Annotated in this window: 22 protein-coding genes and 3 pseudogenes; 6 read left to right on the forward strand and 19 right to left on the reverse strand. The window is 62.0% G+C overall.

Features of this window, described 5'->3' with window-relative positions; all coding sequences use genetic code 11:
- Window positions 1-90: 90 nt before the first annotated feature.
- From G3436_RS10545 to fleQ, 13 genes and pseudogenes are all read right to left on the reverse strand, one after another.
- Window positions 91-1,392, reverse strand: a complete 1,302-nt coding sequence (locus G3436_RS10545) for a flagellar hook-length control protein FliK (RefSeq protein ID WP_163944492.1) — start codon at window positions 1,390-1,392, stop codon at window positions 91-93.
- A gap of 74 nt (window positions 1,393-1,466) precedes the next feature.
- Entirely contained in the window at window positions 1,467-1,841 is a 375-nt protein-coding gene (locus G3436_RS10550) for an Hpt domain-containing protein (protein ID WP_163944495.1), read from the reverse strand.
- Between the two features lie 25 nt (window positions 1,842-1,866).
- A complete protein-coding gene (locus G3436_RS10555; protein WP_163944499.1) occupies window positions 1,867-3,582 on the reverse strand; it encodes an ATP-binding SpoIIE family protein phosphatase in 1,716 nt (571 codons plus the stop codon).
- The gene (locus tag G3436_RS10560) at window positions 3,579-3,884 is read right to left on the reverse strand and encodes an STAS domain-containing protein (RefSeq protein WP_163944503.1); all 306 of its coding nucleotides are present in this window, start codon (window positions 3,882-3,884) and stop codon (window positions 3,579-3,581) included. The genes G3436_RS10555 and G3436_RS10560 overlap by 4 nt, the downstream gene beginning before the upstream one ends.
- 91 nt (window positions 3,885-3,975) lie before the next feature.
- Complete coding sequence (fliJ, locus tag G3436_RS10565) at window positions 3,976-4,428, reverse strand: flagellar export protein FliJ (RefSeq protein ID WP_163944505.1); 453 nt, start codon at window positions 4,426-4,428, stop codon at window positions 3,976-3,978.
- Window positions 4,429-4,434: 6 nt separating this feature from the next.
- Window positions 4,435-5,792 (reverse strand): annotated as a pseudogene (fliI, locus tag G3436_RS10570) (flagellar protein export ATPase FliI).
- On the reverse strand, window positions 5,782-6,540 hold the full coding sequence (fliH, locus tag G3436_RS10575) for a flagellar assembly protein FliH (protein WP_163944507.1): 759 nt from the start codon (window positions 6,538-6,540) through the stop codon (window positions 5,782-5,784). The pseudogene fliI and the gene fliH overlap by 11 nt, the downstream one beginning before the upstream one ends.
- Before the next feature lie 103 nt (window positions 6,541-6,643).
- Entirely contained in the window at window positions 6,644-7,663 is a 1,020-nt protein-coding gene (gene fliG, locus G3436_RS10580; protein ID WP_163944509.1) for a flagellar motor switch protein FliG, read from the reverse strand.
- Window positions 7,656-9,434, reverse strand: a complete 1,779-nt coding sequence (gene fliF / locus G3436_RS10585; RefSeq protein WP_163944511.1) for a flagellar basal-body MS-ring/collar protein FliF — start codon at window positions 9,432-9,434, stop codon at window positions 7,656-7,658. The genes fliG and fliF overlap by 8 nt, the downstream gene beginning before the upstream one ends.
- A 15-nt stretch (window positions 9,435-9,449) precedes the next feature.
- Entirely contained in the window at window positions 9,450-9,776 is a 327-nt protein-coding gene (gene fliE, locus G3436_RS10590; RefSeq protein ID WP_163944513.1) for a flagellar hook-basal body complex protein FliE, read from the reverse strand.
- A gap of 117 nt (window positions 9,777-9,893) precedes the next feature.
- Window positions 9,894-11,279 (reverse strand): sigma-54-dependent transcriptional regulator, encoded by a 1,386-nt coding sequence (locus tag G3436_RS10595; RefSeq protein WP_163944516.1) that lies wholly within the window; start codon window positions 11,277-11,279, stop codon window positions 9,894-9,896.
- Window positions 11,276-12,484 carry a sensor histidine kinase gene (locus tag G3436_RS10600; protein WP_163944520.1) on the reverse strand — a complete coding sequence of 403 codons (1,209 nt, stop codon included), beginning with the start codon at window positions 12,482-12,484 and terminating at the stop codon, window positions 11,276-11,278. The genes G3436_RS10595 and G3436_RS10600 overlap by 4 nt, the downstream gene beginning before the upstream one ends.
- A gap of 204 nt (window positions 12,485-12,688) precedes the next feature.
- Window positions 12,689-14,146 (reverse strand): transcriptional regulator FleQ, encoded by a 1,458-nt coding sequence (gene fleQ, locus G3436_RS10605; RefSeq protein ID WP_338001239.1) that lies wholly within the window; start codon window positions 14,144-14,146, stop codon window positions 12,689-12,691.
- On the opposite strand from fleQ, the gene G3436_RS27540 reads away from it, so the two are divergent.
- Window positions 14,033-14,272: a hypothetical protein gene (locus G3436_RS27540; protein ID WP_243667103.1), complete on the forward strand. Its 240-nt coding sequence runs from the start codon at window positions 14,033-14,035 to the stop codon at window positions 14,270-14,272. The two genes, fleQ and G3436_RS27540, sit on opposite strands and share 114 nt — an antisense overlap.
- Window positions 14,273-14,334: 62 nt before the next feature.
- Here the strand turns inward: G3436_RS27540 and fliT are convergent, their stop codons facing one another.
- The 5 genes and pseudogenes from fliT to G3436_RS10630 all read right to left on the reverse strand — a co-directional run bounded on the left by fliT (window position 14,335) and on the right by G3436_RS10630 (window position 17,930).
- Window positions 14,335-14,631: a flagellar protein FliT gene (gene fliT, locus G3436_RS10610; RefSeq protein ID WP_163944526.1), complete on the reverse strand. Its 297-nt coding sequence runs from the start codon at window positions 14,629-14,631 to the stop codon at window positions 14,335-14,337.
- A 9-nt stretch (window positions 14,632-14,640) separates the two neighbouring features.
- Window positions 14,641-15,035: pseudogene (gene fliS, locus G3436_RS10615) on the reverse strand (flagellar export chaperone FliS).
- 131 nt (window positions 15,036-15,166) lie between these two features.
- On the reverse strand, window positions 15,167-16,570 hold the full coding sequence (gene fliD / locus G3436_RS10620; protein WP_163944543.1) for a flagellar filament capping protein FliD: 1,404 nt from the start codon (window positions 16,568-16,570) through the stop codon (window positions 15,167-15,169).
- Window positions 16,571-16,643: 73 nt separating this feature from the next.
- Window positions 16,644-17,009: a flagellar protein FlaG gene (locus G3436_RS10625; protein WP_163944546.1), complete on the reverse strand. Its 366-nt coding sequence runs from the start codon at window positions 17,007-17,009 to the stop codon at window positions 16,644-16,646.
- 72 nt (window positions 17,010-17,081) lie between these two features.
- The gene (locus G3436_RS10630; RefSeq protein ID WP_163944576.1) at window positions 17,082-17,930 is read right to left on the reverse strand and encodes a flagellin domain-containing protein; all 849 of its coding nucleotides are present in this window, start codon (window positions 17,928-17,930) and stop codon (window positions 17,082-17,084) included.
- 385 nt (window positions 17,931-18,315) lie between these two features.
- On the opposite strand from G3436_RS10630, the gene G3436_RS10635 reads away from it, so the two are divergent.
- The 5 genes and pseudogenes from G3436_RS10635 to G3436_RS10655 all read left to right on the forward strand — a co-directional run bounded on the left by G3436_RS10635 (window position 18,316) and on the right by G3436_RS10655 (window position 23,614).
- Window positions 18,316-18,738: a hypothetical protein gene (locus G3436_RS10635; RefSeq protein WP_163944549.1), complete on the forward strand. Its 423-nt coding sequence runs from the start codon at window positions 18,316-18,318 to the stop codon at window positions 18,736-18,738.
- Between the two features lie 275 nt (window positions 18,739-19,013).
- Window positions 19,014-19,661 carry an ABC transporter ATP-binding protein gene (locus G3436_RS10640; RefSeq protein ID WP_163944579.1) on the forward strand — a complete coding sequence of 216 codons (648 nt, stop codon included), beginning with the start codon at window positions 19,014-19,016 and terminating at the stop codon, window positions 19,659-19,661.
- Window positions 19,651-20,870: pseudogene (locus G3436_RS28870) on the forward strand (ABC transporter permease). Before G3436_RS10640 ends, G3436_RS28870 begins: the two are co-directional and overlap by 11 nt.
- Window positions 20,863-22,347, forward strand: coding sequence for a TolC family protein (locus G3436_RS10650; protein ID WP_163944552.1), 1,485 nt, complete (start codon window positions 20,863-20,865; stop codon window positions 22,345-22,347). The pseudogene G3436_RS28870 and the gene G3436_RS10650 overlap by 8 nt, the downstream one beginning before the upstream one ends.
- The gene (locus G3436_RS10655; protein ID WP_163944555.1) at window positions 22,340-23,614 is read left to right on the forward strand and encodes an efflux RND transporter periplasmic adaptor subunit; all 1,275 of its coding nucleotides are present in this window, start codon (window positions 22,340-22,342) and stop codon (window positions 23,612-23,614) included. Before G3436_RS10650 ends, G3436_RS10655 begins: the two co-directional genes overlap by 8 nt.
- Window positions 23,615-23,674: 60 nt before the next feature.
- Here the strand turns inward: G3436_RS10655 and G3436_RS10660 are convergent, their stop codons facing one another.
- Entirely contained in the window at window positions 23,675-24,607 is a 933-nt protein-coding gene (locus tag G3436_RS10660) for a ketoacyl-ACP synthase III (protein WP_163944559.1), read from the reverse strand.
- Window positions 24,608-24,806: the final 199 nt, after the last annotated feature.

The raw sequence follows: 24,806 nt of genomic DNA on the forward strand, positions 1-24,806 counted from the left end.
GCGAGGGGTGGAGCAAGTGTTATGCCAGATTTGCACAACGCCCGCCCCTTCGCCGCAAGGCCGGCGAAGGGTGAGGTATCACAGGGAGGGTCAGGCGTAGAAATCGACGGCACTGGAGCCGACCACCACCTGCTGTTCGACAGGCGTAGCGCCGGCCTCGGGGTCAGCCTCGGCACCACCGGCCGCATTGCGCCGCGCCGCCACGCCACTGAGCCCGGACGCCTGTTCCTGTGAACCCTGCTGCTGGCCGCGCGACTGGTCCGCGACGTTCACGTCGGGCTGCCCGAGGCCCTGCTGGGCGAACATTTCCTTGAGCCGGCTGGCCTGGTTTTCGAGCGCTTCGCGCACCACCACGTTGCCACTGGTGAAGGTGATCTGCGCCTGCTGCTCCGGCGCCATGTGCACACGGATATCCAGACGCCCCAGCTCGGCCGGCTCAAGCTTGATCTCGGCTGACTTGAGGTTCTGGCTGGACAGGTACATCACGCGATTGACCAACCCCTCGGTCCAGCCGTTCTGCTGCATTGCCAAAGGCTGGTTCAAGGGTGTGACCACCGGTACCGCATTGGCGGTCTTGGGGGTTGCCGCCTGGGTCAACGCACTGAGGCGATCGGCGAAATCATCGACGCGGGTATCACTGGAAGCCCCCTTGAGGTCCTTGAGGCCATCCTCGAGCAGCCCGCCGAAGGCTTTTTCGCCCGGCTCACCCGCCCCCGGATCGGCCTGGCGCGGGTCGAGCATGGCCGCCAGGGTATTGACGGCCGGCTGTGCCTGCGCCGCTTCGGGCTGCGCTGAGGCAGCCTTGCTGGCGTGTGCCGAAGTCGTACCTTGCGCCTGGGCACTCTGCTCCAGGGCCAGACGCAACACCGGCAGGTCTTGCAGCACATCGCCCTCGGGATCGAAGGCCGGCGCCTGCGGCTCGGGCTGTGCCACCACCGCAGGCGCCTGTGCCTGGACCTGCAACTGCGCTGCGGCCGCCTGCACAACCGGCGCCACGGCCTCGGCCTGCGCCTGGATCAGTTGGGCACCACCTTGCGCGTCAGTAACCTGACCCGCAACAAGGCTGGAGTCGAGCAGTTGCGGCTCATCGGTGGCTGCCTCGACCTGCTCGCCATCGACACGGTCATCAGGCAAATCATTGCCGCTGTCGGCAACCTTGCGCTCATCCTGCGTCGCCGGTTTGCCGGCAGTTGCCGGGTCAGCCGCCTTGTCACCAGCCGGCACCTCGACCTTGGCCGACGGCTTGTCACGGGATTGTTCGGCATACACCTTGGAAAAGCCCGAAGCCTTGTCGTTGGCGGCCTGCGGCACTTTGTCCGGCGCAGTGCCAGGCGCTCGCGAGGGCTTGGCGACGGCGGCTGGCTGCAGCAGTGGGTTTGAAGCGACGGGCATGGAAAGGGTCTCCGCTACAGATGCAAACGAACTCGAATAGCGAAGACACAGCAAAAGTCGCGCCAGTTTTACCCCTAGACGTGATGACCGGCGTTTTCAAGCGCCACGCGCTGGCGCTCCCGTTCATAGGCCAGGCGCATGTGGTGGTACTCGCGGGCTATCTGACCGATCAGATCTTCGACACCCAACAGAGGCCGCACCTTGATGCGCTCCTCCAACTGCCGACACAACTCCGCCAGGGTCGCGGCACCCATGTTGCTGCAACTGCCCTTGAAGCTGTGGGCCGCATAGCACAGCCCCTCGGCATCCTTGGCATCATTGGCGCTTTTGAGCTGCGCCATGCGCTTCTCGCAATCGTCAAGGAAAGTGTCGAGCAGCGCGACGTACTGGTCACCCATGACCTCACGCAACTCGCCCAGCACCTTGTCGTCAATCTGTTGATCGGACACTTGTTCACTCCTTGATCAAGTTGAATTATGCCAGAGCCTCCCAGGCAAACTCCACGCGGGCGCGGCGCCCCTCGTCGGCCCATTCGGCATGCCTGCTCAAACGGCGGATCAGGCTCAGCCCGCGCCCGCACAAGCGTTGCTCCAGCAACGGCCGTGCCAGCACCTTGCCCAGGTCGAACCCCCTGCCACTGTCTTCGATCTCAATAACCAGACGCCCACCTTCGGGCAAGGGTTCCACGTGCAGATGCAAGCGAATGTAACCTGCCTGCAACGCCTGCAAGCGCTGGTTGCGCTCCTGATAATAGGCGGCAAATCCCTGCGCGTCGCGCTTGAGGCCTGAGTCCAGGCCCAGCACGCCGTGCTCCAGCGCGTTGGAATACAGCTCATTGAGCACTGTATGCAACGCGCCGCTTTGCGCCCGCAAGCCATGCACCTCCTGCAGCACTTGCACCAGGTAAGGCAAGGGGTTGAAGCGTTTGAGTGTCTGCGCTCGAAACTCGAACGACATGGACCAGTCCAGCGGGCTCGACTGCCCACTGTCGGAATAGATCATCGGCGCCGGGGCCAGCACCTGCGGGGCGACGACAAGAATATCCAGCATGCTGACATCGTCGCGGGATTGGCCGCGAAAATCCTCCAGCGCCTGTAGAACATCCTCGAACAGGCGCTCAGGCAGCCGGTTACGCGCAAACACCAGCTTGAGGCGCTCCACACCGAACAACTGCTCGTCTTCATTGCAGGTATCCACCACGCCATCGGACAACAGGAACAGGCGGTCGCCCAACGCCAGCGGCAGTACCTCGGTGTGCTCATCGAAGCGCTCGGGCGCCAACACCCCCAGCGGCAAGTGTCGGGACACCAGCGGCAGCGGCTCGCCGCCCGCCGCGGGCAGCAGGTAGCCATCGGGCATGCCACCGTTCCACACCTCGACCAGGCGGCGCTCGAAACTCAGGTTGAGCATCATGGCGCAGCAAAACATGTCGACCGGCAGGATGCGCTTGAGCTTGGCATTCATCTCGCGAAGGGTTTCGGCCAGGCCGTAGCCCTTGGCGGTCATGCCGTAGAACACCTCCGCCAACGGCATGGCGCCGACCGCCGCCGGCAGCCCGTGGCCGGTAAAGTCACCGAGCAGCACGTGCATCTCGCCCGTTGGCGTGAACGCGGCCAGCAGCAGGTCGCCATTGAACAGCGCATAAGGGGATTGCAGGTAGCGGATATTTGGCGCACTCAGGCAGCCCGCGTGCGCCACCTGGTCGAACACTGCCTTGGCCACACGCTGCTCGTTGAGTAGGTGACCATGGTGACGCGCAATTTCGTCGCGCTGCTCCAGCACGGTAGCCTGCAGGCGCCTCAGGCGGTCCATCGCCTTGATTTTGGCGGCCAGGATAATCGGCTGGTAAGGCTTGGCCAGAAAGTCGTCACCCCCCGCCTCAAGGCAACGCACCAGGGCTTCGTCTTCACTCAGGGAAGTCAGGAAGATGATCGGTACGAGGGACTCGCCAGCCATCGCCTTGATCTGGCGCGCCGCTTCGAAACCGTCCATCACCGGCATCAGGGCATCCAGCAGCACCAGTTGCGGACGCTGCTCGGCGAACAGGGCCACGGCCTGCGCCCCGTTCTCGGCGGTGATCACCGAGTGCCCCTGCCTGCGCACGATACCGGCCAGCAACAGACGGTCGGCGGCGCCGTCCTCGGCAATCAGCACACTCAATGGCTGCAGGCCATCCGCGAGCGCGCTCAACGGATATCGAACAGCTTGTCGAAATTGGAGATGGCGAGGATCTTGCGAACGTCCGAGCTGGTGTTGACCACCTCGATCTGCGAGTCATCACCGCCGACGTGGTCACGCAGCAACAGCAGCATGCCCAGGGCCGAGCTGTCCAGGTACGTCGCCTCCTTGAGGTCCACCACTACCGACTGTGGGGGATGAGGCCTGCTCTCGTAGGAATTGCGAAATTCCTGATGCTTGCCGAAGTCGAATCGACCCTTGACCCAAATTGTCAGCCGCTTCCCATCCTGGGAGAGCTCGGAATTCACTGCCATGTGTGCGATTCCTTCGATAATGGCGATTGCAGACTCAACAGGTTTAGCAGCCCGCCCGCCCCTCGGCAACCCGTGCCGACCAACGCTTGCGCTAAAAGCGGTCGTGCCGTGGCAAGCGCTGGGACAACTCGTCGAGCAGCTTCTGCTCGCGCTTGTCTTCAAGCACCCGGGCCTCATCGATGTAGCGCTGTACCAGCTTGCGCAAACCCTCGACACGTGCGTAGGCCTGCTGCCAGTTGGCCCGCGCATTGTTGAGGTTGGTCTGGTGCCACACCAGGCTCTGCTGCTGTTGGGCGACGGCCGTGTCCAGTTGGCTGAGAAAGCGCTGATAACCCATGAGCCAGCTACCGGAGACGCCTTGCCCGCCCTTTTCCATCCACTGGTTCTGGTACTCGCTGCGAAACTGGTCGAGTTCGCGCAATTTGGTCTCGGCCATGCTCACCTGCTGCTGGAACTGCCCAAGGCGCTGCACGGCCTTGCGCTCGGCCTCTTCGGCCATTTCCACCACCGGCACCAGGCGTGCCGCGCGACTCGGTTGAGCCATGGCCTATCAGCCTGCCGGCGCAGGCGCGAACACGCCGGCCAACTGTTCGCGACTCTGCTCGTGGCTGACATTTTCATTCAACCCCTGCCGCAGGAACTGCACGAGCTTGGGCTGCAAGGCAATCGCAAGGTCGGTTTCGCGATCGCCACCGGCGACGTAGGCGCCCACGCTGATCAGGTCACGGCTTTGCGACAGTCGCGACCACAATTGCTTGAACTGCTGGGCCTGGGTCATCTGTTCAGGGCTGACCACCTGCGGCATGACCCGGCTGATGGACGCTTCGATGTCGATGGCCGGGTAATGGCCTTCTTCGGCCAGGCGCCGCGACAGCACGATGTGACCGTCCAGCACGCCCCGCGCCGAGTCGGCGATCGGATCCTGCTGGTCATCGCCTTCGGACAGGACGGTATAGAACGCGGTGATCGACCCCCCTCCGGCTTCGCCGTTACCCGCACGCTCCACCAGCTTGGGCAGCTTGGCAAACACCGACGGCGGGTAGCCCTTGGTGGCCGGCGGCTCGCCAATGGCCAGGGCGATTTCACGCTGGGCCTGGGCGAAACGGGTCAGCGAATCCATCAGCAGCAGGACGTTCTTACCCTTGTCGCGAAAGTACTCGGCGATGCGCGTGCAATACATGGCGGCGCGCAGACGCATCAGCGGTGCATCATCGGCAGGCGATGCAACCACCACTGAACGCTTGATGCCTTCGGCCCCGAGAATGTGCTCGATGAACTCCTTCACCTCACGCCCCCGTTCACCGATCAGGCCCACCACGATGATGTCGGCTTCAGTGAAGCGGGTCATCATGCCCAGCAGCACACTCTTGCCCACCCCGGTACCGGCAAACAGGCCCAGGCGCTGACCGCGCCCGACCGTCAACAAGCCATTGATGCTGCGAATGCCGACATCCAGCGGCTGGCTGATGGGGTCACGGTTGAGCGGGTTGATGGTCGGGCCATCCATAGGCACCCAGTCCTCGGCCTTCATCCCGCCCTTGCCGTCCAGTGCGCGCCCAGCGCCGTCAAGCACGCGACCGAGCATGCTCATGCCCATGGGCAAACGACCACTTTCGGCCAGTGGCACTACGCGCGCGCCGGGGGCGATGCCGGCCACGCTGCCCACCGGCATGAGAAACACGCGGTCACCGGAAAACCCCATGACCTCGGCTTCGACCTGCACCGGGTGATAGCTGTCGTCATTGATCACCAGGCAGCGGCTGCCCACGGCAGCGCGCAGGCCCTCGGCCTCGAGGGTAAGGCCGACCATGCGTAGCAGGCGCCCTTCCACCACCGGCTGTGCTGGCAGGCTCACGGCATCGGCGTAGCCACTCAGCGCTTGCCGAAACTGGTGCGATCAAGGCGCATCGGGGCCATCCAGCTCGACATGCAGGTCAGGCGCGGCAGGATGCAGGCCCTGGTCGTGCAACTGGTCGAACAGTTGCGCCATGGCCTTCTCGATGCGGGTCTCAACGGTGGCATCGATACGGCTGTGCAGGGTTTCGATACGGCACCCCCCTGGCTGCAGCGCCTCGTCTTCGAGCAAGCGCCAGTTTTCCTCGTGGCGCTCGCGCAAGGCCTTGGCCAGCGTGAAGTCTTGCGGATTGACATGGATACGAATATTTTCAGCGCCCATCGGCAGCAGCTTGAGCGCTTCGCGCAGCACGTGGGTGATCTGGCTGGAATCGGTTTTCAGTTCACGCCCGATCACTTCCCGCGTGATGCGGCTGACCAGGTGTACCAGTGCCTTCTCGATCTGGTTGTCCTGCTCGGCAATTGGTTCGAGCAGGTTACCCATCAGTTGCTCAAGGCTTGCCAGCTTGACACTAAGCGCCTCTTCGGCTTCCTGGCGGACCTTGAGCTGGGTGCTGTGAAAACCTTCGCGCTCGCCGGTGGCAAAGCCTTCGTTGTAGGCTTCCTGGCGGATACTTTCGAGCTCTTCGAGGGTCAGCGGCTGGACTTCCTCCAGCGGCACCTCCTCGACCTCCTCGATGATTTCGGGCTCAGGCTCCGGGACCGGCTCGGGCTCCGGGTCGAAGCTGGGCAACGCCCAGCGATCGAAGCCCTCGACGTCGCAGGCGGGGATCAGTTCACTCAAGTGCTCGGTAGTCGACATGATTCCACGCGTTCAATTAGGTAGGTACCGGCAAATAGCCTGTGCGGCATGCGTCGGCAACCCGGGCTCCTGCAGGGGAGCCCGGGTTGCCGGCGCACAGGCACTAGATCATTTCTTCGGCACCCTTGCCGCCGAGCACGATCTCGCCGGCCTCGGCCATACGGCGGGCAATGGTGAGGATTTCCTTCTGCGCCGTTTCCACGTCGCTGACGCGCACCGGCCCTTTGGCCTCCAGGTCGTCGCGCAGCAGCTCGGACGCGCGCTTGGACATGTTCTTGAAGACCTTGTCCTTGACCTTCTCGTCGGCGCCCTTGAGCGATACCACCAGCACGTCCGAAGAGACTTCGCGCAACAGTGCCTGGATACCGCGGTCGTCGACGTCGGCCAGGTTGTTGAACACGAACATGAGGTCTTCGATCTGCTCGGACAGCTCGCCGTCGACGTCGCGAATCGCGTCCATCAACTGGCCTTCGACCGAACTGTCGAGGAAGTTCATGATGTCGGCTGCGCGCTTGATGCCACCCAGGGTGGTACGTGCCGCGTTGGAGTTGCCCGAGAACTGCTTCTCGAGGATCTGGTTCAGTTCCTTGAGCGCGGCCGGTTGCACGGTATTGAGCGAGGAGACGCGCAGGATGATGTCCAGGCGCACCTTATGGTCGAAATTGCCCAGCACCTCGCCTGCCTGATCGGGGTCGAGGTAGGCCACCACGATCGCCTGGATCTGCGGGTGCTCGTAACGGATCACGTCCGCCACCGCACGCGGTTCCATCCACTTGAGGCTGTCGAGGCCGCTGGTGTTGCCACCCAGCAGGATGCGGTCGATCAGGCCGTTGGCCTTGTCTTCGCCCAGGGCGGCAGTCAGCATCTTGCGAATGTAGCCGTCGGAACCGACGCCCAGGCTGGTCTGGTCGCCGACGATCTCGACGAACTCGCTCATCACCTGCTCGACCTGTTCGCGATGGACGTTGCCCATCTGCGCCATGGCTACGCCGACCCGCTGCACTTCCTTGGGGCCCATGTGGCGCAACACTTGCGCCGCGTCGGTTTCACCCAGCGACAATAGCAGGATGGCTGCCTTGTCGACACGGGTCAGTTTGGCGGTAAGGGCTCGATTGTCACTCATCGGCGTTGATCCACTCTTTCACGACCTGAGCCACACGACCCGGGTCTTCGGCCACCAGGCTCTTGATTGCGTTCAGTTGAGCGTCGTAGCCCTCACTAGGGCTGGGCAACAGAATGCTCTGCGGACCACCCAGGCTCACGCGGTCGTTGGCCAGATCGCCATCCAGACCGAGCATGCCGCCCAGTTCCATGTCGCCATCGGCACCGGCGCCCTGCCTGCCGTTGCCAGTGATGTTGTTGAGTACCGGGCGCAACACGCCGAATACCAGCACCAGGATGAACACCACACCCAGCACTTGCTTGATGATGTCCCAGAACCACGGCTGCTGATAGAACGGGATCTCGGTGAACACTTCGCCACGGTCGGCAGCAAACGGCACGTTGATCACACTGACGCTGTCTCCGCGACTGGCATCGAAGCCTACCGCGTCCTGCACCAGACGGGTGAAGCGGGCCAGGTCTTCGGCACCCCACGGCGCACGCGTAGACTCACCCGTTGCAGCATCCAGCTTGACCTGGTCATCTACCACTACCGCCACCGACAGACGGCTCAGGCGGCCCTGTTGCTGACGGGTATGGCTGATCGAACGGTCCAGTTCGAAGTTCTTGGTCGATTGCTCGCGCTTGTCGGCCGGGTACGGCGCCAGCATGGGCTGGCCAGTCGCCGGGTCCATGATCTGCTGGCCATTGGCATCCAGCAGGGGCTGGCCTGGCTGAATCATGCCGGCCGCCGCCTGGGCCTGGCCGGTTTGCTGTGGCGCAGTAGCCGGGCCGGGCGGCTGGTTACTCAGAGCACCAGGCACGCCTTGCGGGCCCATGCTGCTGGAGCGCTGTTCGTTGACCGACTGCTCGCTGCGCAAGGCAGGCTGGTCAGGGTTGAATTGCTCGGAGGTGGATTCGACCGCACTGAAGTCGACGTCGGCCGATACTTCAGCCTTGTAGCGATCGTTGCCGAGCACCGGCAGCAGGATATTGTGCACACGCTGGGTGAGCATGCCTTCCATGCGGCGGCTGTAGTCGAACTGCTTGCCGGCCATGCTCAGCTCGGAGTTCTCGCCCTGGTCGGAGAGCAGGTTGCCCTTCTGGTCGACGACGGTGACCTGGCCCTTGTTCAGCTCCGGGACGCTGGCCGCCACCAGATTGACGATCGCCATCACCTGACCTGGCTCGAGCGAACGGCCGGAATACAGTTCGACCAGTACCGAGGCGCTTGGCTTGCGTTCGTCACGCACGAACACCGAGCTTTTCGGAATGGCCAGGTGCACGCGGGCACCCTTGACATTGTTGAGGCTGGAGATGGTACGTGCCAGTTCGCCTTCCAGGCCGCGACGATAACGCGTGGCTTCCATGAACTGGCTGGTACCCAGGCCCTGCTCCTTGTCGAGAATCTCGAAGCCGACATTGCCGTCACCCGGCGCCACACCCGCGGCGGCGAGTTTCAGGCGTGCACGGGAAAGGTCTTCGGACTTGACCAGCAAGGCACCGGAGTTGGGCTCGACGTTGTAGGGGATATCGGCAGCGGCCAGGGTATCCATGACCTGCTTGGTGTCCATGCCCGCGAGGCTTGCGTACAGCGGACGGTAATCGGGCTGCTGCGACCAGAGCACCACGGCAAAACCGATCGCCACGCTTGCCGCCAACCCGACCAGCAGGCCGACCTGACGCAGCATCGGCATCTGCGCAATGTTTTCCAGAAAGGACATGCCGAACAGCGGCGGCTTGGGGGCCAGGCTACCTTTGGCGGGCACGTTATCGACGACTGCTTCGGCCATGACTCAATCTCGCCCTTATACCGGCATCTGCATGATGTCTTGATACGCCTGAACCAGTTTGTTGCGCACCTGGGTCAAGGCCTGGAACGACACACTGGCCTTCTGCGAGGCGATCATCACGTCGGTGAGGTCGACGCCGCTCTTGCCGATCTCGAAGGCGTTGGCCAGCTGACTCGAGGCCTGCTGGGTATCGCTGACCTTGTTGATGGCCTGGCCAAGCATGTCGGCAAAACCACTCTGGCCAAGCTCTGGCGCAGGGGCAGCCTTCGACATCGACATGGCGTCCATCTGCATGGCCCGCATGTCCAACATCAATCGATTAAATTCAACACCTTGGCTCATGGACTCTCTTCTCCGGCGACCCGCATTTTTTTGACACTACGCAGCGGACAGGCAGAACTTAGCAACAAGAGTGCCAGCTCTACCCTGTTGCCCAACAAAAAACCGAACAACGGCGGCTCAGAGACCGCTGGCGTAAAGACTCGCCTCGACGTCCAGCCCGGCATCGCGCATCTGCGCCAGCTTGTAGCGCAAGGTACGCGGACTGATGCCAAGACGCTCGGCAGCCTCCTTGCGCCGGCCACGCTCGGCACGCAAGGTGTCGATGATCATCTGGAACTCATGCCGGCGCAAATCATCGCCCAGACCGGCAGGCTCTGCGGCTTCGCCAGCGGGCAGCGCCGGCTCGACGACACGCGGGACCTGCAGGGGCAGCACACCGGCCAGGCAGAAATCCGCCGCTTCGATGACCCCCCCCTGCTGCAGGATCAGCGCCCGCTGGATGGCGTTGTCCAGCTCCCGCACGTTGCCCGGCCAGGGGTAGCCGGTCAGGCACGCCTGCGCCTGCGCCGACAGCCGTACCGGCGCATGCTTCATTTTATTGACGTGGCGCGCCAGCAAGCGTTCGGCCAGCGGCAGAATATCGGCGCTGCGCTCGCGCAACGGTCGCCAGGCCAGCGGGAACACCGACAACCGATAGTACAGGTCTTCGCGAAAACGCCCCGCGGCCACTTCACCGGCAAGGTCGCGGTTGGTGGTGGCGACTACGCGAATGTCCAGCGCGATCGGCTTGCGCCCACCCACACGCTCCACCTCCCGCTCCTGTAGCACGCGCAGCAGCTTGGCCTGCAGCCCGAGCGGCATCTCGGAAATCTCGTCGAGCAACAGCGTGCCGCCGTCGGCCTGCTCGAACTTGCCCGCCTGTGCAGCAATTGCGCCGGTGAAAGAACCTTTTTCGTGCCCGAACAGGGTCGCCTCGAGCATGTTGTCGGGAATCGCCGCGCAGTTGATCGCCACAAACGGCTGGCTGGCGCGCAGGGACTGCTGGTGGATGTAACGCGCCAGCACCTCCTTGCCCGTGCCCGACTCGCCAGAAATCAGCACCGTGGAATCGCTGCGCGCCACCCGTGCGGCCAACTCAAGCAATTGCGCACTGGCAGGCTCGCGCGCCACCGGACCGTCGGCATCGGCACCACTGGCCACCCCCAGCGCATGCCGCGCCACCAGGTCCAGCAGCGCCCGCGGCTCGAAAGGCTTGACCAGGTAGTCCGCCGCGCCCTGGCGCATCGCCTCCACGGCCCGTTCCACCGCCGCATGCGCAGTCATCAGCAGCACCGGCAACTGCGGCTGGCGCGCGCGCAGCGCGGCGAGCAACTGGTGACCGTCCATGCCCGGCATGTTCACATCACTGACCACCAGGCTGAAACCCTGACGCCCGGCGGCGTCAAGCGCCTCTTCGGCCGAGCCCACCGCCTGGTAGGCGAAGCCGCCCAGTTCAAGGGTGTCGGCCAGCGCCTGACGCAGCGCACGGTCGTCCTCGACCAGCAGAACCTTGATCGCACTCATGCGCCGGCCTGCGCGAGCGCATCGATCAGCGGCAAGGTCACCAGCACACAGGTGCCGCGCCCGACACGCGAGCGCAACTGCACGCGCCCCTGGTGCGCACGTGCAACCGCCATGACCACAGCCAGGCCCAACCCGGTACCGGTGGCCTTGGTGGTCAGGAAGGGCTCACCCAGGCGCGCCAGCAAGGCGGGTTCGATACCCGGCCCGGCATCACTGATGCACAGGCGCAGGCTTTGCTCACGCCGGTACAGGTGCACCTTGAGGCGTGCACACTCTGGCGCAGCCTGCAGGGCATTCTCGATCAGATTGAGCAGCGCCCCCACCAGCGTATCGCGATTGCACAGCAACTCGCCCAGGTGGCTGTCGCACTGCCAGCGTATCGCATGGCCTTGCACATGAACCTGCGCGGCTTGCTGCAAGGCCTGAAACAAGGCCTTGGGCGTGACGCGATCGGTCAGCGGCAACTCGCCACGCGCAAATACCAGCATGTCACGCACCTGGTGCTCCAGTTCATGCAGACGCTCCTTGAGGCTGCCAGCAAAGCGTTGCTGGGTTTCCAGCGGCAAGCGCTGTTCGGCCAGGTGACTGGCGTACAGCAAGGCCGCCGACAGCGGCGTACGAATTTGGTGGGCAAGCGAAGCAACCATGCGCCCAAGGGTCGACAGGCGCTCATGACGCGCCAACTGACTCTGCAGGTGGCGGGTTTCGGTAAGGTCGGTCAACAGCACCAACTGCCCCGGCTCGGCATCCAGCGAGCGCGTGGCGATCGACAGTCGACGACCATCACGCAACGACACTTCATGGCCGTCATCTTCACGCGGCGCGAAGCTGCGGGCGATCACATGGCGCCACAGCTCACCCAGCAGCGGGGTACCGAGCAGCTCGCAGGCGGCCGGGTTGGCCTCGCGCACCTTGCCCTGGCCATCGATCACGATGACCCCGCCCGGCAGCAGTGCCAGCAGGTTCTGCAACCGATTGGCCAGCCGCTCCTTCTCGGCCAGCTCTGCCATGCGCTGTGCGCTGACCACCGCCAATTCGCCCTTGAGCTCGGTAACCCGGGCCTCAAGCAGATTGTAGGACTGACTGAGCTGCGTCGACACCTGGTCGAACAGGGCAAATGCCTGTTCCAGGCCTTGCCGGCCTTGCAGCTCGACGGCATCGGAGTGCCGAGGCTCGGCGACGGGGGTGTGGGCGGCGTGGGGCATGGTGCTCTCTCGCGTGGCTCACCGTCATAAAACGGTATGTTGCCAGCGTTATAGCAATAGACGTGCCGGATACTTTCGAGCGCGATCCAGGCAAACCTCGAGGGCAAGGCAAAAGCCAGCTGGGGCAGGCGTTACAGCCCTGCAAAAAACAAGGATATAGCGCCCGGCAGGCCTGCACTGAAACCTGCCGAGCGCCAGCAGGCGTCAATCCTCCGCCTGTTCATCTCCGTCGCGACGGCTCATGCCGTACTTGCGCATCTTTTCCACCAGGGTGGTGCGGCGAATGCGCAGGCGCTCTGCGGCGCGCGCCACGATACCGTTGGCATCATCCAGCGCCTGCTGGATAAGGCCCTGCTCCAGGCTGCCCAGGTAGTCCTTGAGGTCAAGCCCCTCGGGCGGGAGCATGGCATGGTTATTGAAACTCGGGGTGTGGCCATTGATGGCGACGCGCTCTTCAAGGTCGGAGCGCAGACTGTCGACCAACTGCTCGTCTTCGTCATCCACATAGCGGAATTTCTTCGGCAACTCGGACACGCCGATCACACCGTAGGGGTGCATGATCGCCATACGCTCCACCAGGTTGGCCAGTTCACGCACGTTACCCGGCCAGCCATGCCGGCACAGCGACATGATTGCCGCCGAATTGAAGCGGATCGAACCGCGCTTTTCGTGTTCCATGCGCGAGATCAGCTCGTTCATCAGCAGCGGGATGTCCTCGACGCGCTCGCGCAGGGGAGCCATCTCGATGGGGAATACGTTAAGGCGGTAATACAGGTCTTCGCGGAAGGTACCCACCTCGATCATGCTTTCGAGGTTCTTGTGGGTGGCGGCGATGATGCGTACATCGACGCTCTGGGTCTTGTTGCTGCCCACGCGCTCGAAGGTACGCTCCTGCAATACGCGCAGCAACTTGACCTGCATCGGCAGCGGCATGTCGCCGATTTCGTCGAGGAACAGCGTACCGCCGTTGGCCAGCTCGAAGCGCCCGGCACGGCTGGTGATTGCACCGGTGAACGCGCCCTTCTCGTGCCCGAACAGTTCACTTTCGAGCAACTCGGCCGGGATCGCCCCGCAGTTGACCGGCACGAACGGCGCTTCGCGGCGCTTGGAATGGTAATGCAGGTTGCGCGCAACCACCTCTTTGCCGGTACCCGACTCACCGAGAATCAGCACACTGGCGTCGGTATCGGCCACCTGCTGCATCATCTGGCGCACATGCTGGATGGCACGGCTGGTACCGACCAGGCTGCGGAACAGGTTGGGTTCGCGCTGACGGCCACGCTCGCGCGCCTGGTCGTACATCTCGCGGTACACCTGCGCACGGTGCAGCGAGTCGAGCAGCTTGCTGTAGCTGGGCGGCATCTCCAGGTTGGACAGCACCCGGCGACGCAGGTCATCCGGCAGCTCAAGGGAAGAAATTTCACCCAAAAGCAGCACCGGAAGGAACTCATCCCAGGCAGCCACGGTCTTAAGCAAGCCCAACAGACTTGCCGGAGCATTCACGGTCCCGATCAGGACACAGAGCACTTCACGACTGGATGACAACGATTGCACAACCTGCTGCCAATCCAGGCTCGAGCAGGGCAGATTTTCTTCGCCGAGAAAATTCAACACCACCGCCAGGTCTCGGCGGCGAGCGTTATCGTCATCGATCAGGAGAATTTTGGTTTCACGCCACATGCAATAGCAACTTCCCTAGTCAACTCGACACCCATCAAGGGCATGCTCGACATCATTCCGACTGAACGGTCAGTGTTCGGACGTCTGAAATTAGAATACAGCCACTAGTTAAGTCAAAAAACCGTACACAGTCAAATTTATGGCGCACTGCTTTTTCGAACCGTCCAGCGTCAGCTGAACAGATGGTATACCTTTGCGGCGTTTTTCGCTTGGCGGATCTGTGTCATCTCGTCGACTATTGTTTGACGCTCACCGCTTGCAACATCAATTAGTTGGCGGTAAACGTCGAGCAATTCTTCCAGGCTACTGCGCACGCCCTGCTCGTTGGCCGTCGCCTCGGCCAATACGTCCTCGACGCAAACGCGGCAGCTCAGGTCGAGCTCGGTGATGGTCTCCCAGTCGCGACTGGCCAGCGCCCCAAGCAAGGCCTCACGGGTTTGTTCGATACGCTCGAGCACGGCACTCATGGTGTTCTCCTAGGCGTCGACAGCCTGATCACCGATCGCATCCCAACCTTCCTTCACGGTAATCAGCAGGCGTGCGACCTCATTGAGGATCTCTGGGTCGTTCTGCACGTTGGCCTCGACCAGGCGCTTGCTCATGTAGGCGTAAAGCGCATCGATGTCAGCCACGGCGGTAGGCTGATTCTCCAGATCCAGACCCTCGCGCAGGCCACCGATGATGCCGATGGCCTTGCTGATCAGGATACCCTTCTGCGCAACATCGTTGCGTGCGATAGCGCCCTTGGCCTGGGCAATACGGTCCAGGCACCTTGCATCAGCATCTGTACCAGGCGGTGCGGGCTGGCCTCGGAGGTCTGGGCCACACCGTTGACTTTCTGGTATTGCCGAAGGGCCAACATAGGATTCATGTTCTACCTCGTAACAACTAAATGGTTCATATACCGCCTGTATCGCCTGCGCGTCAAAAAACTTTAGCGCTGCAAAGCGAAAAGCCCGGAGCCCCTATAAGGGTACTGCCGGGCTTCTGGCAAAGGCTGTATCAGGAGTTTTTCTGCTGAGCCTCAAGCGCCGAGAACATCGAGGTGATGTTTTTGCGCTGGGCCTCAAGCTTGCCTACCAGCGTGTCCATCGCCACATAGCGCTTGCTCAGCGATGCGGTCAATGTGGTGATTCGACGATCAAGCGCCAATTGCTGATCACTCAGTTGCTTCTGCAACTTGCCCAGGCTGGCGTTGCGCTGATCGAGAATACCACCCGAGCTGATGTAGGGTTCGACGGCCTTGTTCATCCGCTCGAAGACACCATTGGTCCCCGTGAACAGCTCCTGAACCTCAGGACCGAGATTCTTGTCCTTCATTGCCGCATCGAACTTGGTGGAATTGAACTCCAGCGTGCCATTTTCGCGAACGGTGTTGATCCCCAGCTGGCTCAAGGTAGTCAGCCGATCCCCGGACCCTACAGTAGACAACTGGGTACGCAGGTCCGCCAACATGGAGCGGGTCGTGGCATCGCCAGAGAGAGGGCCCAGAACGTTGTTGTCGTTCTCGTCCTTGGTGACCGCGGTCAGATTGTTGACCGTCTTGACGAGAGTGTTGTAGGCATCGACATACGCCTGAATCGAGGCTTTAAGCCCGTCCTTGTTCGCCCCCACCGTAATGGTTGCGCTAGCACTGGCACCATCGAGCTTCAACAAGTCCAGGGTTATGCCACTGATGGCGTTTTCGACCGTATTGGTCTTGCTGGAAACTTTTACGCCGTCAATCGTCAGCGAGGCGTTTGCTGCCTTCGCCTCGATGAAGCCTGCGCCATCACCGACCATTGCTGACTTGCCGTCGATTTTCAGCTCGTCAATGCCGTCAACAGAAATATCCGTGTTTTCACCGGTGGCGGTCGAACTGAATACCAGACGTGCACCACCCTCACCGTTGATGATGTTGGCGCTGATACCCTTGTCGCTCAACTTCTCGTTGATGCTGTCACGAACCGACTGCAGGGTCGCGTCATCGCCGATGGTGACGGTATACACCTCACCACCTTGCTCGATGGTCAGATCGCCTGGTGGAATAGTGCTAGTCGCACCGCCGACAAATTTCTGGCTGGCGACTTTGGACGAGGTCGCCAGGCTGTCGACCACGACACGATAAGATCCCGGCACCGCCGTGTTGTTGGACGTGGCCTTGATGGAGGTGTCGTTGTTGGAGGTTGCAGTGTAAGCATTGAACGCTGGCGCATCCGGATTGTTGAGCTTCTTCATGGCCGCCTGATAAGCGGACAGGGCGCCCTTGAGCGATGAAACACCAGACAGCATGGCCGTGTTGTTGGCCGTCTGGCGCTTGATCTGGTTAGCCTTGGCACCGGTATCGGCCTCAACCAACGTCTCGACAATCTTGTTGATGTTGACCCCGGAACCTAGACCGGTACTGGGTAAAATCGGACTTGCCATCTGCATTCCCTCCTGATTGCGCCCTGCCCCCTAGCCCGACAAGACTAGCGAACGTGCTGCCTACACCCCAATCTCAGACCTTGGCATCGAACAGCAGGCTGTTCACATCACTCAGGCTGTGAGCGATCTTCAACGCCTCTTCCGATGGAAGCTGGCGGATCAACTCACCACTCTCGCTGGCGATGACTCTTACTACAATTCTGCCGGACTCTTCGTCCGTGGAAAACTCAAGGTTACGTCGCGACGAGGCCAGGAATTTCTCGATCTCCTGGACAGCGCTTTTCACCTTCTCGACTTCGGACATTCCGTCATCGCGTGACGCCTTGGACGGTGCGGTCGCCTCGACGACCTCAACGGGCTTGACCGTCGGGCGTTCGGTGGGCTGTTCGACCGGTTTCGCGGCCGGGTAAGACAGGCTCAGCTTTACGCTCATATCCATGCCAACCACCTCTCAATGCAAAAGGCGGGGGAGCACCACTGGTGCACTCCCCCGCCAGTTACCATCAACCGATTACTGAAGCAGTTTCAGTACGGCGGATGGCAGTTGGTTGGCCTGGGCCAGAACCGAAGTCGACGCTTGTTGCAGAGTTTGCTGCTTGGTCAGCTGAGCAGTCTCGGCAGCGAAGTCGGTGTCTTGTACACGACCCAGAGCGGCGCTGGCGTTCTCGTTGATGTTCTGCAGGTTGGAGATGGTGCTGGTCAGACGGTTCTGAGCGGCACCCAGCTCTGCACGGTTGCTGGTGATTGCAGCGATTGCAGCATCGATTGCATCGACAGCGGCAGTGAAGTTGGCTTCGATGTCGGTGTCAGCACCAGTGATGGCGATGGTACCCGAACCAACGCTCAGGGTAGCAGCGTCGACAGCAGTGGTCAGGTCGATGGTGATCTGGTTGTTGGCGCCAGTGTTGGAGCCGACCTGGAAGGTCAGTTCGCCAGCCGAGCCGTCCAGCAGGTTCTTGCCGTTCAACTGGGTGGATTTGGCGATACGGTCGATTTCGTCCGACATCTTGGCGAATTCGTTGTTCAGTGCAGTCCGGTTCTCCTCGGTATTGTTACCGTTTCGAGCCTGAACAGCCAGTTCACGCATACGCTGCAGCAGGTTGGTCTGCTCATCCATCGCGCCTTCAGCGGTCTGGGCGATCGAGATACCGTCGTTGGCGTTTTTGATAGCCATGGTCTGACCACGGATTTGCGAGGTCATGCGGGTAGCGATCTGCAGGCCAGCGGCGTCGTCTTTTGCGCTGTTGATTTTCAGGCCGGAAGACAGACGAGTCATCGAGGTGCTCAGAGCGTCGGAAGCTCGGCCCAGGTTTTTCTGAACGTTCAGCGAAGCGACGTTGGTGTTTACGGTTAATGCCATGACGAATTCCTCGTTTGTGGGTATTGCGGCTTCCGGCCCTGGCAACCGCCGGGTGTGGCCTAGAGAACCTTCGTAATGGTTATCGTCGGTGATGCAAGTTGCTTTAGCGGTTTTTGGGAAATTTTTTAATGGCACCCTGCCACCCCAACAAACACGGGGCCTTGACGTCAGAAAAAACGCACTGCCGCGCCCTCACCTGGCGTTGCACGCAACGCTTCAAACGTCGTCAGCCCCACATTTCTCAGCGCACGGCCCCCTGAGTACAATAAGAATCAAAACGATATCAATTTGACATCATCGGTTTTCTTGTATGAACATGTTTATGCCAGTTCGGACCTACTGGCCGAACGGGCACAACACCCTTCATTGATCAGGAAGCATGGATATGCTGAAAAAACCCTGCGCATTTCTGGCGCTTGCAGCCACGATGGCCTTTGGGCAGAACGCCCTGGCGGCCTGCGCAAACTTGAACGTTTCCAGCAGCGGCGGCATGCTGACGAGCGGGCAACAGACCAACGTCTACGGCCCTTTCAATGTCTCTTGCCTGGGCCCACAGACATTCACCTTCCAGGACCTGTCTGGCAACAAGCCCACCACCGTACTGACTCACTACATCGAGCAGAACGTCAGAGGGTCATGGAAAATCGTCTCTTCGACCGTGAGCAACGGTGCTTCGAGCGTGAACCGCTCGTTCTACCCTAGCGAGAAAGGTGAGTACCGCTACCGCATCGTCAACACCGGCACCACCGAACTGCGCAACTGGCGCATGGAGGGTCGTATCACCCTGTTCACCATCCCGGGGACCTGATACCACGCCACACCGCTACAAGGCCGTTGATACCGGCGCGTGACCCCTTCACCTTCGGTGTCACGTCGTGACGAATGCCCCGCATCCACTGATTCGGGGCATTTTGGTTATCTGCTTGCACGACGCCTTGCCCACACCTTGCCCCATCGGCATTATCGCGCATCGCCGACAGGCTGATATTGCCCACTGTAAGGGCACCTCATGAGAAAAAGAGGCTGGTAGTGAGGGACAACGAGTTCTTGATCGAACTGGACGGTATCGCACGTTCATACCCCATGGGCAATCGCCTGCAACCGGTGTTGAGCAATGTATCGCTGGCGATTCGGCGCGCAGAGAGCTGCGCGATTCTTGGCACCTCGGGTTCAGGCAAGAGCACCTTGCTCAACCTGCTGGGGTTGCTTGACCGCCCAAGCGCCGGCCGGCTCTGGATAGACGGCCGCGACATGGCAAGCGCCAGCGCAGCCGAACGCGCCCAGGTGCGAAACCGCAGCATCGGCTTCGTTTTCCAGAGTTTCAACCTGTTGCCGCGCCTGAGCGCACTGGACAACGTCGCCCTGCCCTTGATGTACCGAGGCAGCTCACGCCAGGCGGCACGACGCGCGGCCGTGCAGGGCTTGACCGAGGTAGGCCTGGCCGACCGGCTCGAATATCGCCCGGCAGACCTGTCTGGTGGCCAGCGCCAGCGCGTGGCCATTGCCCGCGCGCTGATCGGCAAACCCTCCCTGATTCTTGCCGACGAACCGACCGGGAACCTCGACGGTGCCACGGCCAGGGATATCCTCCAGTTGCTGCTCAAGCTCAACCGTGAACAGCAGGTCACGCTCGTCATCGTCACCCACGACCCGTCACTGGCCGCCACCCTGCAGCGCTGTATTCGCGTACAAGATGGGACCCTTACAGAATTGTCTGCGCATGACGCATGACACCGCTGCAAGCGGGCGCTACGGGTTAAGTGTTGGCCAGACCTTCCTCGAGCCGCTGGACAGCCTGCGGCGCCTGGGGCGACGCGCCTGGCTGGCGCTGCTGGGAATCGCCGTAGGCTGCGCTGCGGTGGTCGCCCTGCTGAACATCGGGCATAACGCAGCCAACGAGGCCGTCAGCATGTTTCGCGGCCTGGGTAGCGACATACTGGTCGTGCGCTTCACGCCGGCATCGCAGCCCCATTCGGGGAGGGCCGCGCCCCCGCTGGACAGCACCGCACTGATGGCGTCGATCCCCGACCTGCTGCACGCAGCCCCTCTTTCGCTCTACTCGACGACGGCGCGATTTGCCGGGCACGCCGAGAGCGTCACGGTTGTGGGCAGCACCAGCGACCTCGCACCGGCCCTCGGCCTGTCGTTGCACCAGGGGCGTTTCCTGTCGCCTTACGACGGGCATACGACCTATGCGGTGCTCGGCGCCAACACTGCGCGCGTCCTGGGTCGCGAGGGCCGCCCCGTCACGCTGGGCAACCTGATTCAACTGGGCAACTATTTTTTCGAGGTGGTCGGTGTGCTGGCGCCTGCCGGCGCCAATCCGCTGCTCCCGGTGACCGTGGACGATGCCATCGTGCTTGCGATCGATGGCATGCGCCGACTCGACCCTATGCCACAGACCAGCAGCATCATGCCCGGGCGAAAGACCCCCAGCGGCTGACACAGACAGCCCGAGCACTGAGCAGCCACCTCGCACCACTGGCGCCTGGCCGAGACGTGGAGGTGCAGATCCCGCAACAGTTGCTGGATGGCCTGGCCAGCCAGGCCAGGACCTTTTCATATCTGCTGGCTGGCCTTGGCGGCATCTCTCTGCTGGTCGGCGGAGTGGGCGTAATGAACGTGATGTTGATGAACGTAAGCGAACGACGTCGGGAAATCGGCGTGCGCATGGCGCTTGGGGCACGCCCGCAAGACATTGCCTGGCTGTTCCTGCTGGAAGCTGCAGTATTGAGCATAACCGGGGCGCTGGCGGGCGCGGCTGCCGGACTGCTGGCCGGGTACGCCTTCGTATGGGTCTCGGGCTGGACGTTCTCACTGAGTGCACCGTCACTGCCACTGGGAATTGTCAGCTCGCTGCTGATCGGCATGTTCTTCGGCCTGCACCCTGCGCTTGCCGCCGCCCGGCTCCAGCCCGTGGAGGCCCTGCGCGATGATTGAACAGGCTCTGCGGCGCTTGCTGGCCGGCGCCTCGCTGGTACTGGCCACGACTGCCAGCGCAGCGGATGTTGCGCTCAAACCGTCTCAGGCGACACGCCCCGGCACCGCAGCGATCACGCTCAATCAGCAGGTTATCGACTTGAGCCTGAGCGATGCCATTTATCTGGGCCTGCGTAGTAACCGCACGATTCGTAGCGCCTACCTGGATCGAATCGCGCAAAAGTTCGACCTGCGCGTGGCCGAAGACCGCTTCACCCCCAAACTGCTGCTGAGCAGCCGCTACCTGGCGGCACGCAATCAGGACGATCACTACCGTCAAGGTGAAATCAGCCCCAGAACCACCCTGCTGACACCTTATGGCACCCGTGTCAGCCTGGACTGGAACAATCGCGCGACCATCGCCAACACCGCCGGGCGCAACCGCAACGACGGCGCGAGCATCAGCGTGATTCAACCGCTGTTACGCGGTGCCGGCCGTGACGTCACCACCGCGCCGGTGAGCCTGGCGCGCCTGAGCGAGCAGTCCAACCGCCTCGCACTCAAAAGCAGCGTCTCCCAAAGCATCACGCAAATCATCAGTGCGTACCACGAGTTGCTGCGCGCCCAGGAACAGTTGCAGATCGCACACGACGCATTGGCACGCACGCAGCGACTGCTGGAGGTCAACCGCGCGATGATTTCAGCCGGGCGCATGGCGGCATTCGAGATCGTCCAGACCGAGGCCGATGTGGCGACTCAGGAACTGGCAACCGAGGAAGCTGCCAATCAACTCGACAGCAGCCGGCTGGAACTGCTGCGCCTGCTGGCCTTGGACCTGCGGGCGCGGGTGCAGGCCACCGACCAGCTTCAGGCCCAGCGCATCGAGGTGGATACCAACGACGCGCTGCTACAGGCGCAAGCCTTGCAGCCGAGTTATCTGAACCAGTTGATCGCCGTCGAGCAAGCGCGCATCAACCTGCTGGTCGCTCACAACGATCGCCTGTGGGATGTGTCATTGACCAGTGGTGCCAACCAGGTTCGTGATCGCACCTGGAACAGCGGCGTGCAGAACCGCTCGCGCACCTGGGAAAGCTATGTAGGACTGCAGGTCGAGATCCCCATTGGTGACCTGTCCACCCGCCAGGCCGAAGTGCGCGCACAGGTCGAGGTAAAGAACCAGGATGTGCGCCTGGCCGAGGCTCGCCAACTGCTCGAGCGGGATGTCGGCAACGCGGTACGCAACATCGGTACGCGCTGGCGTCAGTACGAAATAGCCCAGCGCGCCCGCGACCTGTCCAGGCGCAAACTGGAGATCGAGCGCGAAAAACTGACCGTCGGGCGTTCCAGCAACTTTCAGGTGCTCAGCTTCGAAGCCGACCTGCGCGATGCCGAAAGCGCACGCCTCAATGCACTGATCGCCTACCTCAATGCCCAGGCGCAACTGGACGACACCCTGGGTACGACACTGACCAGCTGGGATATCACCTTGAATGACTGAGGCCACGCCAAAGCCGCCGCAACGGTATACCTACACGCTCTGGGGCGCACTGGCCCTTGCGCTGCTATTAGGCATCCTGACGCTGGTACGCATGATGCACGCTGACGCCGAGCAGCTATCGACTGCCGACGGCAACTGGGTTGCGGTTGTGCCACAACTGCTGGAAAACCAGCTGGGCCTGGTCGGACGTATCGAAGCAAGCAGCCATATGACCCTTGCTGCCCCCTTCGATGGCGTTATCAAAGAACTGAATGTCACGCCGGGACAACAGGTGGAACGCGCTCAGCGCTTGCTCACGCTGGATACCACACAACTGGATATAGAACTGCGCCAGGCCCTTGCCGACCTGCTCAAGGCCCGACGCACCGTTCAGGAACTGCAGAACTGGGCGCACGGCCCGGAGGTAGCAAGAGGCCGGCGCACGCTGAGCACTGCCCAGCTCAGCCTCAGCGATACCGAGTCCAAGCTGGCCGATACCCGTGCCCTGCTGGCCCGCGGCATCGTCGCCCGGATGGAGGTGGATGCACTGCAACAGCAATTGAAAATGCAGCGTCTAGACCTGCAGGCAGCCAGATCGGAGCTGGCCGAGACCGAGGCAAAAGGCCGCGGCGAGTACCGCGAAATTGCCGATATGGAACTTGCCAATGCCCAGGCTCGCCATCAGTCGCTGTCGCACATGCACTCGATGCGGGAAATTGTCGCACCGTTTGCCGGCGTAGCCATTCGCCCCGCCACGCGCAGCAACGAAGCCGCCACCGTAAAGGTCCAGGTAGGCGCCCGGGTAACGCAGGGCACACCGCTGTACGAACTGGTCAATCACGAGCAGTTGCAGGCCAGTGCACAGGTCGATGAGGTCGACCTGCATCAGCTTGGCCTGGGCCAGCAGGTCAGCGTGAGCGGAGATGGATTTGCAGGGCTTACCCTGTCGGGGCGCATCGAAGCCATCGGTGTACAGGGACATGCCGCTGATACACCAGGGGCCGGGGCGACCTACGATGTGCTGGTAGCCATCGACGTGCCTGATCCACAGCAACGTCAACGCATTCGCCTGGGCATGAGCGCCCGACTGGCAGTCATCACCTATCGAAACGCGCAAGCAATCGCGGTACCGCCCAGTGCGCTACGCCGTGACGCTGCGGGCCAGACGGTGGTGCGCTTTCGCCCGACACTGCAACAGCCGGCACGCGAGGTGCCAGTGACCGTGGGTCAGGCAGTCGCCACAGGCGTTGAAGTGCATGGCCTGGAGGCCGGCTTCGTAGAGCGGTAGATACGCCCGCACAAAAAAAACGCCGCAGACTGTGCTGCGGCGTTTGCTTGCCCCGCGCGCCTACTGTCCGGCGCGCTGGATGATCGCAGAGCCCCAAGACAGCCCCACGCCGAAACCACTCAAGGCCACACGCTTGAAGTCCGAGCCCAGAACGTGCTTTTCCAGCAGCAGCGGAATACTGCTGGACACGGTATTGCCGGTTTCCAGCATGTCCTTGATGAACTTGCTCGGGTCATCCTCAAAACGGCGCGCCACTGCATCGACAATTGCGGCACTGCCTTGGTGAATGCAGAAGGCATCGATATCGCCAGGCTGCAGGCTCGATTCACCCAGCAACTCATGCAGATGAGCAGGCACCTTGAGTAACGCGAAGTTGAAGACCTGACGACCGTTCATGAAGAACACGCCATCACTGACCTTCAAATGCGGTGCGCCAGCACCATCGGTACCGAACTTGGCCTTGCCCAGGGTCCAGGCAGCATCCTCGCCCATCCAGGTGGCCGTGGCGGCATCACCGAACAGCATGGTGGTGTTGCGGTCTTCAGGGTCGACGATCTTCGAGTACGGGTCAGCCGTAATAAGCAGACCGTTTTTCAGCCCCGCCGCCTCCATGAAGCCTTTGAGAGCGTAGATGCCGTACACATAGCCAGAGCATCCCAGGGAGATGTCGAACGCCGCCACGTGAGTGGGCAGCCCGAGCTTGTGCTGCACGATCGCGGCAGTGTGCGGCAGGCCTTCTTCATCACCGTTCTGGGTGACGACAATCAGCGCGTCGATGGCATCGCGGGACAGTTGCGGGTTGCTGGCGAACAGCACATTGGCTGCCTCGACACACAGGTCGGAAGTTTCCTGCTCGTCAGCCTTGCGCGGGAGAAACGCCGATCCGATCTTTCCTAGGATGAATTCTTCATCCTTGGCAAACTTGGCGCCTTGGGCATAGTTGTCCAGGCCCTGTGCGGGCACGTAGCTCGCAATGCTTTTAATGCCAATCATTCTGGCTTCCCAAAAATTAGCTGCTCTATTCACCGCTCGCATGAACGTGGGCATCGATTGCACAGACGTCACCACACACGGCGGGCGCAATGCCGGCAGCGTTTGCCTGCAGTACACTTACAGATGCACTTTATGACTTGCAGGTCACGCCAAGCGCTCACAATCGCATATTTTGCAGCGCTCCGTCATCTGCAACAGT

The sequence above is a fragment of the Pseudomonas brassicae genome (assembly GCF_010671725.1).
GTDB lineage: Bacteria > Pseudomonadota > Gammaproteobacteria > Pseudomonadales > Pseudomonadaceae > Aquipseudomonas > Aquipseudomonas brassicae.